Origin of the sequence: Chryseobacterium sp. RU37D (assembly GCF_900156075.1) — a bacterium.
Classification (GTDB): Bacteria; Bacteroidota; Bacteroidia; order Flavobacteriales; family Weeksellaceae; genus Chryseobacterium.
This window is the reverse complement of record NZ_FTMM01000009.1, coordinates 57,476-72,063: the sequence shown is the minus strand read 5'-3', so window position 1 is coordinate 72,063 and position 14,588 is coordinate 57,476. Positions and strand designations below refer to the sequence as shown.

At 37.3% G+C, this 14,588-nt stretch carries 12 protein-coding genes; 4 read left to right on the top strand and 8 right to left on the bottom strand.

Annotated elements, in window-relative coordinates; genetic code table 11:
* Positions 1-7: 7 nt before the first annotated feature.
* Positions 8-841: a glycosyltransferase family 2 protein gene (locus BW926_RS06285; protein ID WP_076445252.1), complete on the top strand. Its 834-nt coding sequence runs from the start codon at positions 8-10 to the stop codon at positions 839-841.
* A 53-nt stretch (positions 842-894) separates the two neighbouring features.
* On the opposite strand, the gene secG is transcribed toward BW926_RS06285, so the two are convergent.
* The 3 genes from secG to BW926_RS06270 form a co-directional block, all read right to left on the bottom strand.
* Entirely contained in the window at positions 895-1,242 is a 348-nt protein-coding gene (gene secG / locus BW926_RS06280; protein WP_076445250.1) for a preprotein translocase subunit SecG, read from the bottom strand.
* A 126-nt stretch (positions 1,243-1,368) separates the two neighbouring features.
* Positions 1,369-3,417, bottom strand: coding sequence for a M16 family metallopeptidase (locus BW926_RS06275; protein ID WP_076445248.1), 2,049 nt, complete (start codon positions 3,415-3,417; stop codon positions 1,369-1,371).
* 53 nt (positions 3,418-3,470) lie between these two features.
* A complete protein-coding gene (locus BW926_RS06270; RefSeq protein ID WP_076445247.1) occupies positions 3,471-4,784 on the bottom strand; it encodes a M16 family metallopeptidase in 1,314 nt (437 codons plus the stop codon).
* Between the two features lie 324 nt (positions 4,785-5,108).
* Here BW926_RS06270 and BW926_RS06265 point away from each other — a divergent pair, with 324 nt between their 5' ends.
* Entirely contained in the window at positions 5,109-7,442 is a 2,334-nt protein-coding gene (locus BW926_RS06265; RefSeq protein WP_076445245.1) for an ATP-dependent helicase, read from the top strand.
* Between the two features lie 142 nt (positions 7,443-7,584).
* Here BW926_RS06265 and nagB read toward each other — a convergent pair whose 3' ends face one another.
* On the bottom strand, positions 7,585-9,507 hold the full coding sequence (nagB, locus tag BW926_RS06260) for a glucosamine-6-phosphate deaminase (RefSeq protein ID WP_076445243.1): 1,923 nt from the start codon (positions 9,505-9,507) through the stop codon (positions 7,585-7,587).
* 260 nt (positions 9,508-9,767) lie between these two features.
* On the opposite strand from nagB, the gene BW926_RS14190 reads away from it, so the two are divergent.
* Complete coding sequence (locus BW926_RS14190) at positions 9,768-9,965, top strand: hypothetical protein (RefSeq protein ID WP_143756508.1); 198 nt, start codon at positions 9,768-9,770, stop codon at positions 9,963-9,965.
* Between the two features lie 104 nt (positions 9,966-10,069).
* Here the strand turns inward: BW926_RS14190 and BW926_RS06250 are convergent, their stop codons facing one another.
* Both BW926_RS06250 and BW926_RS06245 read right to left on the bottom strand, forming a co-directional pair.
* Positions 10,070-10,453, bottom strand: coding sequence for a DUF3037 domain-containing protein (locus BW926_RS06250; protein ID WP_076445240.1), 384 nt, complete (start codon positions 10,451-10,453; stop codon positions 10,070-10,072).
* The gene (locus BW926_RS06245; RefSeq protein WP_076445238.1) at positions 10,440-11,213 is read right to left on the bottom strand and encodes a HipA family kinase; all 774 of its coding nucleotides are present in this window, start codon (positions 11,211-11,213) and stop codon (positions 10,440-10,442) included. The genes BW926_RS06250 and BW926_RS06245 overlap by 14 nt, the downstream gene beginning before the upstream one ends.
* A 177-nt stretch (positions 11,214-11,390) precedes the next feature.
* Here BW926_RS06245 and BW926_RS06240 point away from each other — a divergent pair, with 177 nt between their 5' ends.
* The gene (locus tag BW926_RS06240; protein WP_076445236.1) at positions 11,391-12,239 is read left to right on the top strand and encodes an alpha/beta hydrolase family protein; all 849 of its coding nucleotides are present in this window, start codon (positions 11,391-11,393) and stop codon (positions 12,237-12,239) included.
* A gap of 98 nt (positions 12,240-12,337) precedes the next feature.
* Here the strand turns inward: BW926_RS06240 and BW926_RS06235 are convergent, their stop codons facing one another.
* Positions 12,338-13,159, bottom strand: coding sequence for a flavin reductase family protein (locus BW926_RS06235; RefSeq protein ID WP_076445234.1), 822 nt, complete (start codon positions 13,157-13,159; stop codon positions 12,338-12,340).
* Positions 13,160-13,335: 176 nt separating this feature from the next.
* Positions 13,336-14,583, bottom strand: coding sequence for a fumarylacetoacetase (gene fahA, locus BW926_RS06230; protein ID WP_076445232.1), 1,248 nt, complete (start codon positions 14,581-14,583; stop codon positions 13,336-13,338).
* Positions 14,584-14,588 lie beyond the last annotated feature (5 nt).

Below are 14,588 nucleotides of genomic sequence, written 5' to 3'. Positions count from 1 at the left end.
GAATCATATGAAGTTGTCAGTCATTATCGTTAATTATAATGTCACCCAATTGCTCAAAAATTGTCTTTTATCTCTTCAGAAATATTTGAAAGAGATAGATTATGAAGTGATTGTGATCGATAATGCGTCAACGGATTCATCTTGGGAAGATCTTATTCCTGAATTTCCAAAGGTTCATTTTATTACCTCTGAAACCAATGAGGGTTTTTCAAAAGCCAACAATAAAGCCATAAAAGCAACAAAAGGTGAATATCTTTTATTGTTAAATCCGGATACGGAAATCGAAGGTTTTTACATGAATGAAATTTTAAATTTTGCAGATTCTCAGGAGAATTTAGGTTGTCTTGGCGTAAGAATGCACGATGCAAACGGAGTTTTTCTGCCGGAAAGTAAACGCTCAGTTCCGGATATGTTCAATTCATTTGAAAAATTATTTACGAATTTTAAAAAAAATAATTCAAAATCATATTACAGATGCGATATTGATGAAAATGTAGTTGCAGAAGTGGATGTTATTACGGGTGCTTTTCTTCTGATAAAAAAAGATGTTTATGAAAAAATCGGAGGGTTGGATGAATCTTATTTCATGTACGGAGAAGATATTGATCTTTGCTATACTTTATTGAGAAACGGATTTAGAAATTTTTATTATGGTAAATCTTCAATCCTTCATCACAAGGGTGAAAGTACGGTAAAAAATGACCTGTATCTCGAAAGATTTTATGGAGCTATGCATGTTTTCATTAATAAATACTATAAAGAATCAAAACCGTTACAATATTCATTTTTAAAAGCAGGTCTTAGAATAAGATATAAAATTGAAAAGATTAAGCTAAAATAAAAAAGCAACCCAGAAAAGAGTTGCTTTCTTTATATAAAGATATTATTATTTGCTTATTTCGTAGCTGGTGCAGGAGTCTGGGCTGGCGTAGATGTAGAAGCCGGAGCAGATTGCGCAGGTGCTTCTTTTTTCACTGGCTGTTGTTGAGCCGAAGTTGCTGCTGATGGTTTACCTGTAATCACAACGCTTATAAGAATAAGAACAATAATTACTGCTCCTAAAGTCCAGGTTGATTTTTCCATGAAGTCATTAGTTCTCTGTACACCAAACTGTGCAGAAGATGCACCTCCGAATGTACTTGAAAGACCCCCGCCTTTCGGGTTTTGAGCCATAACAACGATTACCAATAAAATACTAGCAATCATAATAAGAACCATCAATAATATAAATATAGTATCCATTAATTTTGATATCTTTTTGAATGGGCAAATTTAATCTTTTTTTATCGAACCGCAAAGAAAGAACCCGGCAAATGTTAATAAAATAAAAACGGCAACATTTGTTACCGTTTTATTATAGATATATTTTTATTTAAAATCAGCGTCTGTAGCTTTATTTACATCGTATGATTTTACATTCATTGTCATGTCCATTCCCATTTGGTTTACAGAAATGGTGAATGGCATTTTTACACCGTTTACCTCTTTATAGTTAGAGAATGTGGAAGGGATGGTCATTTCCTGCCCCTGAGCCTTGATCTTTTTGGTTTCACCGGTTTTTAATCCTGTTACAACGCTGTAGTAATAGGTCGTATCACCATCACCTTTGATTACGTAAGAATCTTCACCATTGATTTTCTCAATTCCTGCTACTTTATAATCTGCAGATTTTGCAAAACCTAATTCTTCGAAAAGCTCAGTATTTTTTTGTCTTTCCGCGATCTGCTCAGGCTTCATATCAACTTTTTTACCCATTTGCTCAGAGTAGCCTGTTTTTCCGTCGAATACCTGCTTCTGAACAACCTGTCCCATTGCCGTTACGGTGGTCATTTCTTTTCCGCCCTGAGCTTTAACTATTTTAAAATCAATATTCTGCCCCTGCATAGACATGGAAGCATTCATAATATACGAAGAGATTTTGGATACATTTGCTTTTCCTCCGATTGCGTTGATATATTTATCTGCAATAGAGCCCACTGTTACATTAGCATCAACTTTCTGAGTAGTAGGTTTTGCAACAGGGTTGGCATCTTTATCGTAATATTTTACAGGGAATCCTAGTTTTTCCAATCCTTCAGAAATGTCAGATGCTTTACCGGCAATGAAAATTCTGCTTTGGTTTGGCAAAATGGTAGATTTTGCAGCATTCGAAACATCTGTTGCTGTCACTTTATCAATAGATTTCAGGTAATTGGTATAGAAATCAGCAGGAAGGTCTTGGACTTTTTGGTTTAATGCAAATCTTGCGATGGTAGCCGGCTGTTCAAGAGACATGATGAAAGCGCCCTTCAGTTTTGCTTTAGCATTTTCAAGCTCTTCAGGTTTTACGGTTGAGATGGCATTAAGCTCATTCATGAATTCCTTAACGGCTTTGTCTGTAACCTCATTTCTTACACTTGAGCTGGCAGAGAAAGATGGTGAATACTTGCTTGCAGTCATACTTGAGTAAGCTCCGTAAGTGAAACCGTTTTTCTCACGAAGGTTCATGAAAAGCCTGGCTTCACCCCCGCCGCCAAGGATATAATTAGCAATGGTTGCTGCGAAATAGTTAGGATCCTTCATTTTAAGAGTGTTCAGGTTGTTTAATGAGACAACAGACTGTACAGCAGAAGGTACATCAACTACATTGATCTCTGTTTTTGAAACATTACCTGCCGGCTCTAGCGGCGTTACAGGTGTATTAGCTTTTTTCCATCCGGTGAATGCTTTTTCGATTAATGGTTTTACCTGGTCAAATTTTACGTCTCCTACGATTACCAGGTAAGCATTATCTGGAGCGTAATACTTTTTATAGGTATTTTGTACGTCAGCTAATTGAATTTTGTTAAGAGATTCTATCGTTTCAAATTCTCCTCTTGATGTATTTTTTCCGTACATTAAAGCGTTAGAAACTCTTTCAGCAATAGAAGAAGCATTTTTCTCGTCAGATTTCAAACCTTCAATGGCTCTTTCTTTAGAACTCTGAATTTCTTCTGCGGAAAACTTAGGATTAATGATTGCATCTGCCATCAGGCTTAAAACCTGAGGAAAATACTTTGAAAGCGAGTTGGCAAAAGCTCCGTTTGAGGAAAAGCTAAGATTGGCCCCAAGATAATCCACTTTTTTGTTGAAATCATCTTTGCTCATGTTGGTGGTTCCGTTTTCGAACTGTTCAGCCATGATGTTGCTTACCCCTGCCACGCTTCCTTCGTAGTATGGAGGTCTGTCCATAGAAAGGTTGGCGCTTACTCTGGGAAGCTTGTTATTTTCCACCACCATTACAGTAAGGCCGTTGCTTAGCTGAAAAGTCTTTGGCTTAGCAATGTTAATAGCAGGGGTAGGTCCCGGTTTTGGCATTGCATTAAGATCTATTTTTTGTGCAGAAACCATTCCTGTAAAGAAAAATGCTGCAGCTATATATGTTAATTGCTTTTTCATTTGTAAAAATTTAATTTTTAATAATCATATTTTAACCAAAAAGTCCTAAATGATTACTTTTTTTCAGGTATGTAGTTGATGATTATTCTTTGGTTGGAATTAAGATACTTTTTAGCAGCATTCTGAAGGTCTTGTCTTGTAATCCCTCTATAAATGTCAATTTCTTTATTAATAAGGTTTGTATCGCCCATCAATACGTGGTTGGTAGCCAATGAAGCTGCAATTCCCTGGATGCTTGAGTTTGCATTTACAAACTGGTTTTCATATTGGTTTTGAAGCTTTTGGTAATCTTCTTCAGAGATTAATGTTGTCTGCAGTTTTTTGATTTCAGCATCAATGTCTGATTGTAATGCCTGTTTTGTTGTCTGCCCCATTGGGATCGCAAAGAATGCGAAAATACTGTAATCCTCAAGACCTTGGTTGAAAGCTGCTACCTGAAGCGCTTTTTTATACTGGTCAACTAATTTTTTATATAAAACTGAAGACTTTCCGTTGCTTAAATAAGAAGAAAGCATATCTAGCACATAAGCATCTTTTTCTTTGTTGCTAGGTGTTCTGTAGGCAAAAACATAAGCCGGAAGCTGAATATTCGGGTCAGTAGCCGTTACTTCTTTTTCCTGGGTTATAGGTGCATCCTTAGGGAAATCTTTTGGATAAACGGTTCCTTTAGGAATGCTGCCATAATAAGCCTCGATCCATTTTTTAGTCTGTTCAGGCTTGATGTCCCCTGCAACGACCAAAGTAGCGTTGTTCGGAACATAATATTTTTTATAAAATGCCTGGAACTCTTCAAGCTTTGCAGAGTTCAGATCTTCCATAGAACCGATTGTTGGCCAGTTGTACGGGTGATTGGTAAATAAGTTTTTCTGAATGGTTGTGAATAGGTTTCCATAAGGCTGGTTGTCCATTCTTAATCTTTTTTCTTCTTTTACAACCTCTCTCTGAGTGTCTACACCTACTTGGTTAATCACAGCATGACGCAACCTTTCAGCTTCCATCCAAAGGCCCAATTGCTCATTATTTGAAGGAAAGGTTTCGTAGTAATATGTTCTGTCGTTTGTTGTGTTCGCGTTGTTTTGTCCTCCGTTTGAAGAAACAATTTTGAACCAGTCACCTCTCTTGATATTAGGTGTTCCTTCGAATAAAAGATGCTCGAAGAAGTGGGCAAAACCTGTTCTTCCTTTTACTTCATCCTTTGCACCTACGTGGTACATTACCCCCGTAGTTACTACCGGTGCAGAATTATCCTGATGAAGAATTACGTGAAGACCGTTTGGTAAGTCATACTCTTCAAATTTAATTTGCTGTGCATTTAGGACCATTCCGAAGAAAGCCGCTGTGGCAACAGAAAGAAGTCGCTTTTTCATAAAGTAGAAATTGTTTTGTCAATTAGTGCCAAAAATACTTTAAATGTTACATATATATTTATATTGTATAAAAAACATCTTAAAGTGCATCTAAGATGTTTTTAATTTATTTAAATCACAAAAGTGAAAAAGTTTCTGTATTATTTGCTGTCTCTGGATTTGTTTTTTCAGAATTCTGCCTGTTCTTTTAGTTCTTTGATGTGTTCTTCATATTGCTCAATAAGTTTTTCAGAAACGTAGTAATTTTTTGCTTTAAACTATAAAACCAAAATTTGAATTCTCCTCATAATACATTAATTTTGTATTCCTAATTTTTTTTGCAGCATGGAGGATTATTTGAAAGGACTCAATGAATCACAGTATGAAGCCGTTACCTCTTTACAAGGGCCCCTGATGGTACTTGCCGGAGCAGGTTCCGGGAAAACGCGTGTGCTTACGATGCGTATTGCTCATCTGATCACAAACGGGGTAGATCCTTTCAATATTCTGGCGCTTACCTTTACCAATAAGGCGGCACGCGAAATGAAAGACCGTATTGCAAAAGTGGTGGGGCAGAGCAACGCAAGGAGTCTTTGGATGGGAACTTTTCATTCTGTTTTTGCAAGAATTCTGAGAAGTGAAGCACATTATCTGGGCTATCCTTCCAATTTTACCATTTACGACCAGCAGGATGCTTTGAATGTCATTAAAAAAGTGCTGAAAGATATGAATATTGATCCTGATCTTTACAAACCTAAAAAAGTTCAGGCAAGAATCTCAACCTATAAAAACAATCTGATTACTGTAAAAGCCTACTTCAACAACCCGGAATTGATCGAAGCTGATGAAAAAGCTAATATGAAATTCATCGGGCAGATTTATCAGAGATATGTTGAGCAGTGTTTTAAAAACGGATCTATGGATTTTGATGATTTGTTGCTGAAAACCAATGAGTTATTAACCCGTTTTCCGGAGGTTCTGGCAAAATATCAGGACAGGTTCAGGTATATTCTGGTGGATGAGTATCAGGATACCAACCATTCTCAATATTTGATTGTCAAAGCATTAGCCTCAAAATTTGAAAATATTTGTGTGGTGGGGGATGATGCACAGTCGATCTACTCCTTCCGGGGCGCGAATATTTATAATATTTTAAATTTCAAAAAAGATTATACGGATGCCATTACGGTTTCTTTGGAACAAAACTACCGTTCGACACAGAATATCGTCAATGCAGCCAATGTTGTGATTGCAAAAAACCTTCAACAGTTCAAGAAAAATGTTTTCAGCGAAAATGAAGAAGGAGAAAAAATTAAAGTCTACCGTTCACTTTCCGATGCAGATGAAGCTAATTTCGTAGCCGGAAATATCTGGGAGCTTCGCAACCGTGAGCAAAGAAAATACAGCGATTTTGCCATTTTATATAGAACCAATTCCCAGACCCGTGCCTTTGAAGATGCATTAAGACGTAAAAATATTCCTTATAAAGTCTATGGTGGCCTTTCTTTCTATCAAAGAAAAGAGGTGAAGGATTTATTGGCGTATTTAAGGCTTTTAATCAATGAAAATGATTCTGAGGCCTTGATGAGAATTATCAATTATCCGGCAAGGGGTATCGGAGAAACTACCCAAAATAAGCTGATTGTTTTCGCGGATAATCAAAATGTTTCCGTATCAAAAGTACTAGACAATCTTCCGATGTATGCCCCGCATTTAGGCTTTAATAATGGGGCTTTGAATAAATTAAATGATTTCTGGTCAATGATTAAAGCGTTTCAGGTATTATTAAAAACCGAAACTGCTTACAACGTCGCCATGGAAGTCGCAAAACGAAGCGGATTAATCAAATTTTTAAAAGACGATCAGACTCCCGAAGGGATTTCGCGTGTAGAAAACGTTCAGGAATTAATGAACTCCATGCAGGGATTCATAGAAGAGCAGCAGCAGCTGGAAGACGGAGACCCGAGCTTGTCAAATTTCCTTGAAAATATCGCGCTTTCTGCTGACACGCAGGATAAGGAAAGCGAAGATGATATGGTTTCATTAATGACCATTCACCTTTCAAAAGGGTTGGAATTTCCTGTCGTACATTTAGTGGGACTGGAAGAAAATCTTTTCCCGAGCTTCATGAGTTCGACCACCAGGGAAGACCTGGAAGAGGAAAGAAGATTGTTTTATGTTGCTTTAACTAGAGCTGAAAAACAGGCCTTCTTTTCATATGCTATTTCCCGCTTCCAATGGGGAAAAATCACTGATGCGGAGCCTTCAAGGTTTTTAAGCGAAATAGATGAAGAATATATCGAATTTGTAAATCCAACCATTGAAAAACGTTTTATCAATAATTCGGGGATCAAATCCAATATTTTTGATGAGCATCCTTCCGAAATCAGAAGCTTTAAAAAAGTGGAAAAGAAAACGATCGAAAGAAGTGACAGTTCAAAGCCTATTGCTGAACCTCGTAAGCTGAAGCCGGTAAGCACAGCGAAAATTATCAATCCAAGCGGTGCTTCTTCGCAGGACATCGAAGTTGGTGATAAAGTGAGACACGACCGTTTCGGAATCGGGGAAGTAACTTTCCTTGATGGTACTGATCCCCAGAATATTAAAGCAAAAGTAGTTTTCCAGCATGAAGGCGAAAAGAATTTGATTTTAAAATATGCTAAGCTAACGAAGATTTAATGTATAATTATTAAGATGCTTCGACAGGCTCAGCATTGACATTCCTAATACTAACCGTTATAAATATAATGTTATGAGCTAATTTTTAGGAATGTCAATGCTGAGCCTGTCGAAGCATCTTAGCCAATATCAAATCAAATTTTTAATCAAACTTCCACCTCACAAAAGCCTCCATTGCTTCATATTCCGCTAATCCTAATTTATCATAAGCTTTCGCTGTTTCACGATTCCGTTCTTCCGCACGCTGCCAGAATTCCCTGGAATCATCACCTGGAAAAACTGCCTTGTCTTTTTGGCTTTGATGCTTGAAAATGGCCTGCTTTTTACGCTCCAGTTCCTGAGGGCTTAAAGGAACTGCCATTTCAATTTCATGAATTTCAAATTCATGCCACGCCCCGCGGTACATCCAAAGCCAGCAATCTTTTGCCCAGTTTTCAGTTTTTCTTAAATGCTTTAAAGCTTCCAGAATAATACTAAAACAGATAAGATGGGTTCCGTGAGGGTCCTCAAAATCTCCAGCTGCAAAAACCTGATGAGGTTTGATTTCCTGAAGAAGGTGTATGGTTAATTCAAAGTCTTTTTCGTAAATCGGGTTAGTTTTATCGGTTCTGTTGTCATAAAAAGGAAGCGACTGAAAATGAATATGGTTGTCTTCCAAACCACAGTATCTTGCGGCAGCAATGGCTTCACCTTTCCTGATCAGTGCTTTTACGGCCTTAATTTCAGGAATATCAATATCATTTAAAGTCTTTTGATCAAGGAAAGCTCTCATTTTCTGATATATTTCCTTTAGTGGTTGATTCTCAATTCCCATCTCAGCAGAAAAATCAAGATCAAATTCTATAAAACGAAGCGCATCGTCATCCCAAACCGCCGTATTTCCCGAAGTTTGATAGGCAACATGTACATCGTGGCCCTGATCGATCAGGCGGATAAAAGTTCCTCCCATGGAAATGACATCATCATCAGGATGCGGCGAAAAGATAAGTGAACGTTTTTTTGCCGGTTCAGCTCTCTCCGGGCGCTGAGAATCATCAGCGTTCGGCTTTCCACCGGGCCAGCCGGTAATGGTATGCTGTAATTTGTTAAAAACCTGAATGTTAACGTTGTATACCGGCCCTTTTTCTGTGGCAAGCTGTGCCATTCCGTTGTTGTTGTAATCATCTTCTGTCAGTTTCAAAACAGGTTTTTTCAAAGTTTTTGACAGCCAGATCACTGCTTTATGGATCAGATCATCTGTCCATACACAATCTTTTACCAGCCATGGCCTATTAAAACGAGTAAGCTCAATAGCAGCGGAAGTGTCCAAGATATATTCAACATTATTGGACAATTGAAGATAGGTTGCAGGAACTTCACCGGAAATTTCTTCTTCAACCGCTTTTTTTATAATGGACGCTTTCTTTTTTCCCCAGGCCATAAGAATAATTTCTCTTGCTTTGAGGATAGTTCCGATTCCCATGGTAATGGCTTTTGAAGGAACAAAGCTTTTCCCGCCAAAATCATGGGCCGCATCTCTTTTGGTCAGATCATCAAGGCTTACCAGACGAGTCCCGGAATTTGGGGCAGAGCCGGGTTCATTGAAACCGACATGCCCGGTACGCCCGATTCCTAAAATTTGGATATCCATGCCGCCTAAACTTTCGATCTTTCTTTCGTATTCAAGACAAAAATCAGGAATTCCCTCCAAAGCAATGGTTCCATTGGGTATATGAACGTTTCCTTTCTGAATATCAATGTGATTGAAAAGATTTTCATTCATAAAAGTTACGTAGCTCTGAACGGCATTTGGCTGCATGGGATAGTATTCATCAAGATTAAAGGTGATGACGTTTCTAAAGCTCAAACCTTCTTCTTTATGAAGCCTTACCAGTTCTTTATATACCAAAACCGGCGTAGCACCTGTAGCAAGACCAAGAACTGCAAAAGCGTTTTCTGTTTGTTTTTTACGAATAACACCAGCAATTCTTTGAGCCACATGAACAGAGGCAATTGAGGGATTTTCAAATACACTTACGGGAATTTTCTCGAAGCGTGTTTCTTCAAGTAAATTTAATTTCATCATTTTTATTTTAATTTGGTGTTTAAATATAAAATATTATGAATAAAATTGTAAATAATTAACAACCATTTTTTTGAATGAACGATAATTTGATTTTTATTATTTAATTTGATTAAAAAAATAAATTGTAAGCTGAAAAATTTAGATAAAAAAACATTATTTCTCAAAAGGAGACAATATAAATTTTGCATATTTTAACTCTAAAATACTCCAAAATGAATAAGCTTCTGATATTTTAGTTCTTACTTGTAGTTTCAACACCTTTGTTTTCACGAAAATATCAAAGCATTGATAATATTCATTATTATTATGAAAAAGTAAGTAAGTCTGTTGCTTATATTAATGAAAGATGTGTTTCGGATATTTATATTCCTGAGAATGCTAAAAATTTCCCTACAGTGATATGGTTTTCATGGAGGCCGTTTCACGGGCAGACAAAAAGAAGTTCCCGAAGAGCTTAAAAACAAAGTAATTAGTAATCAAGATAAATTATTCGCTATCCCCAAAAGTTATTGCTCCAAAGTATATCGAAGATAGGATGTGGCTACAGCATAGGTGTATACAGTTACATGACCAATTCCTGAAATAATTTATCAAAAGTGCTGTCAAGATTCTTCGATTTTCCGGGATGAGGTCTGGACGTTTGTACTACAGAGCTTCTTACGGCGGTCAGCCATCGAAAACGTTCAGGGATTTCCAGCAATGCAATAGGGCCACCATCTTTTTCACCGTTGGCTATCTTTTGGAAGCTTTCAAGATTCTGGATAATATCTTCGTAATCTAACTTGCTGTGCATCAGCCTGAATTTATCAGGACATAAGTAAAACTCTACCCGGATATATTTCTCTTTTTTCGAAAACATCATCAATCCTATGTTGAAAAACTCTTCTCTTTCAACCTTCGGAACCAGACGTATTACTGCGTATTCATAGATTTTATCTTCTTGCATTTTTGGCTTCGTTTAAAAATAGATGAGAGTTTTCCAGCCTTGTTTTCAAAAACTGGAAATATATTTCACGAATTTCTTCCGGCGTTTCATCAGCGTCATCCCAATGCAGCCAGTCTTCCGGAATGAGATTGACAATTTCCCTGAAAATAATTTCACTTAAAACTTCTTTTGCGAAAGCGTCGGCTTCATCCAGTTTTGTGGCCTGTGAAAATAATACATGGTCTTTTACATATTTAAAAGGTGTTTTTGCAGCCACATCAAAATTCTGCCAGGAATGGTGAAAGTAAAACGACGCACCGTTGTCAATAACCCACAGTTCTTTATTCCACATCAAAAGATTGGTATTCTTAAAAGTACGGTCGATATTGGTAATAAAAGCATCAAGCCATACAATTTTTGAAGCCAGGAGAGGATCAATTTTTACGCTCGTATCATAAGCAATCGAGCCAGATAGGTAATGCAGTCCCAAATTCAGGCCCTCCGAAAATTTTAATAAATCCTGAATTTCTTCATCAGCTTCTGTTCTCCCGAAGTCTACGTCAAGGTTTATAAAAACAAGCTCGGGGATTTTTAACCTTAATGCTTCCGTAATTTTTCCACCTAATAATTCTGAAATCAACATCTTAACTCCATGGCCTGCACCACGAAATTTCAAAACATATTTAAAATCGTCATCAGCCTCTGCCAGAGCCGGAAGCGAGCCTCCTTCGCGAAGCGGCAGAATATAACGCATCACAGTTACTGTTCTTAAATCCAACATACCGCAAAAATAAGGTTTTCCTTTGTGTTTATTTCTATTTTTAATATTTTTAAATTGAAAATCAATTTTGATTGAGGATTAACTATAAAAAATTTTCTTACAGATGTTTGTGCTTTATAAAGAACCTGCTTCATTTTGAAAAATCTTTGAGAATTATAAAAAATAATAAATAAGAATATGCAAATCACAAAAAGACAAAATATAATCATTCAAAATCCAGAAACCAACGAATTTCTTGCCGATGCATTTTATCCTGAAATTGAAGGGAAACTACCTTTAATCATTTTCGTTCACGGATACAAGGGCTACAAAGATTGGGGTGCATGGAATTTAATGGCAGAAAAATATGCAAAAGCCGGATTTTTCTTTGTAAAATTTAATTTCTCCCATAACGGGACTACGGTGGATAATCCTCATCAATTTACTGATCTGGAAGCTTTTGGTAATAATAATTACACTAAAGAACTTTCAGACTTAGAGGCTGTGATCGATTTTTTTGTGATGAATGAAAAAGTGAATAACGAAAAAATTGTGCTGATAGGTCACAGCAGAGGAGGAGGGATTTCCATTATTAAAACTTATGAAGATGAAAGAATAAATGGTTTGATTACTTTAGCGAGCGTTGATACTTTAGACCGTTTTCCAAAGAACAGTGCTTTTGAAAAATGGAAGGAAAGCGGAGTTTTCTATGTTATAAATGGTAGAACAAAACAAGAAATGCCTCATTATTACCAGTTTTATGAAGATTTTGAAAAAGATGAACATCGTTTTGACGTTGAAAGGGCAGCGGAAATGGCGAAAGCCCATCTTTTAATCATCCACGGAACAAACGATGAAAGTGTATGTGTAAAAAATGCGGAACATCTTCATATTTTAAACCCAAATTCAGAATTGTATTTAATCGAGAATGCAAATCACACTTTCGGAGCCAAGGAACCCTGGGAAGAAAATATTTTACCTGAAGATCTGAATGAAGTGGTTGAAAAATCTATTGAGTTTATTAATGATAAGCTTGTGAATGAGTGAGAGCTGGAGGAGCGAAGCTGGAGGCTGGAAGTTTTAGAACTGAGCAAATAGACGCTCAATAATAAACTCGAGCCTTCAGCTTTGCTCCTCCAGCCAAATTATTTAACCAAAACTTTCCAGGCTTCTTCAATCTTATTTTCCAAAAGTAATTTTTGGGCATCATGATGAACGGTTTCTTCGGAATGATAGGTTCCGGCTGGCAATACTTCTACATTGGCAAGCATCCCAAGATCATTTCCAGTAAAGATTTTGCTGTATTTTATTTCTTTAGGAAGAAGATCAAAGCCAATTCCTTTGGTGACCACTGGTTTTGGGACTTCAAAAAGATTATTTTCATTATTTCTTGAATACCAGTTTCCTCCTAGGCGGGCTACCATATCCAATTTTGCCTGATCCAGATTTCCGTTTTCATCCAGATATTCTTCTTTGATATGGATTTTCTGAACCTCACAGATTACCAGATTTCCTGCACCACCCTGATCTCCCAAATGTTTTATTTCTAAAACTTTACACTCAAAATTCACAGGACATTCTTTAATTAATTTAGGCTTTACCAGATCAGCGTCTTTCATGGTAAGGCCGGATTTAATAAACTCGTTGACACCCAGCTCATATTCCGTAGAAGCCAATGAAATCTGCTGTACAATTGGGAAATTTACCGTACCTATCACCACTTCAGGGACTTCCATGACATTTTCCAGGCTATGTTTGGTCGTATTATCACGAACTCTCCTTGATGGAGAAAAAATCAGAATCGGAGGAACCGTGCTGAACATATTGAAAAAACTGAACGGTGACAAATTAATATTTCCCTCTTTATCAATGGTCGAAGCCAACGCAATCGGGCGGGGTGAAACGGCTGTCTGCATAATCAGCTGCAGCTGTACTGGAGTTATTTCGGATGGGGTTACTGTTTTCATGTTTTTTTGACACTTAATAGATTTAAGTATTTAATGATATGAAAAGAAATGCTTCGACAGACTCAGCATGACATTTCTAATACTAGCCATTATAAACTTAATGTTTAGCAGTTTATTGTAGCGATGTCATGCTTAGCCTGTCGAAGCATCTCAAATATTTGTTTAAAATTATAAATTTAAATTGCAGGAATAATTTTACCGGAAACTTCACCAAATCCAACTCTTATACCGTCTTTTTCAGCCCAGGCTTTCACGGTAACGGTATCATTATCGTTGATGAATCTTCTTTCTTCTCCGTTGCTTAGCTGGAGTGGATTTTGGCCTCTCCATGTTAATTCAAGCATAGATCCGAATGATTTTGGGTCACTTCCTGAGATGGTGCCACTTGCGTACATGTCGCCAACTTCTACATTACAGCCGTTTACTGTGTGATGGGCCAGCTGCTGAGTCATATTCCAGTACATGTATTTGTAATTGCTTTCACAGACCAGGTTCTGCTCACCGTTTTCAGGCTGGATATACACTTCAAGATTGATATCGTAATTTTTATCACCTTCAAATTTTAAATAATCTAAAACTTCAGGATCCTGTTTAGGAGAAGCAACTCTGAATGGTTCTAAAGCTTCCAGGGTAACCACCCAGGGAGAAATGGAAGATCCGAAATTTTTAGCCAAAAACGGGCCCAGCGGAACATATTCCCAAGCCTGGATGTCTCTCGCAGACCAGTCGTTGAAAATCACCATTCCGAAAATTGCGTCTTCAGCCTGATTGGTAGAAATACTTTCGCCCATTTCTGTATTCTTATTAATAATAAAGGCCATTTCCAATTCAAAATCCAATTGTTTTGAAGGTCCGAAAACTGGTTTTTCTGCATCTGCGGGCTTTGTCTGGCCTTTCGGACGGTTGATTTCCGTTTCTGAAACTACGATTGAGGAAGCTCTTCCGTGATAGCCTACCGGAAGATGTTTCCAGTTGGGAAGCAATGCATTTGCCGGATCTCTGAACATTTTTCCTACATTGGTAGCGTGCTCTATACTGCTGTAGAAATCCGTGTAATTCGGGATGTGTACAGGCATCATCATTTTTACCTTATCCAGGTCATAGAATGCTTCTTCAATGGTTTTTTCATCTTTGGATAGTGTAGAATCTTCTTTTAATAATTCCTGGATTCTCAATCGAACGGGATTAGTCACCGGTTTTCCAAGTTCTATGAACTCATTTAGAGTGTAGGCTTCAAAAATATTGTCGTCCAGCCCTTCGATATCTTCAAAATAGCCAAGATCGTACAATGTTGCCAGATCAATGACCTGATCGCCGATCCTTGTGCAACATCCGATATACTCTTTGTTGAAAACCGCCACTCCGAAAGGAATATTATGTATAGAAAAATCTGAATTTGAGGAATATTCTACAAATGATTTCATAAGTT

Excerpts from the sequence above, each read along its gene's own strand:
- BW926_RS06265 (WP_076445245.1), top strand. The coding sequence starts at position 5,109 with ATGGAGGATTATTTGAAAGGACTCAATGAATCACAGTATGAAGCCGTT.
- secG (WP_076445250.1), bottom strand. The coding sequence starts at position 1,242 with ATGGATACTATATTTATATTATTGATGGTTCTTATTATGATTGCTAGT.
- BW926_RS06240 (WP_076445236.1), top strand. The coding sequence starts at position 11,391 with ATGCAAATCACAAAAAGACAAAATATAATCATTCAAAATCCAGAAACC.
- BW926_RS06270 (WP_076445247.1), bottom strand. The coding sequence starts at position 4,784 with ATGAAAAAGCGACTTCTTTCTGTTGCCACAGCGGCTTTCTTCGGAATG.
- BW926_RS06235 (WP_076445234.1), bottom strand. The coding sequence starts at position 13,159 with ATGAAAACAGTAACCCCATCCGAAATAACTCCAGTACAGCTGCAGCTG.
- BW926_RS06245 (WP_076445238.1), bottom strand. The coding sequence starts at position 11,213 with ATGTTGGATTTAAGAACAGTAACTGTGATGCGTTATATTCTGCCGCTT.
- BW926_RS06285 (WP_076445252.1), top strand. The coding sequence starts at position 8 with ATGAAGTTGTCAGTCATTATCGTTAATTATAATGTCACCCAATTGCTC.
- BW926_RS06275 (WP_076445248.1), bottom strand. The coding sequence starts at position 3,417 with ATGAAAAAGCAATTAACATATATAGCTGCAGCATTTTTCTTTACAGGA.
- nagB (WP_076445243.1), bottom strand. The coding sequence starts at position 9,507 with ATGATGAAATTAAATTTACTTGAAGAAACACGCTTCGAGAAAATTCCC.
- fahA (WP_076445232.1), bottom strand. The coding sequence starts at position 14,583 with ATGAAATCATTTGTAGAATATTCCTCAAATTCAGATTTTTCTATACAT.
- BW926_RS06250 (WP_076445240.1), bottom strand. The coding sequence starts at position 10,453 with ATGCAAGAAGATAAAATCTATGAATACGCAGTAATACGTCTGGTTCCG.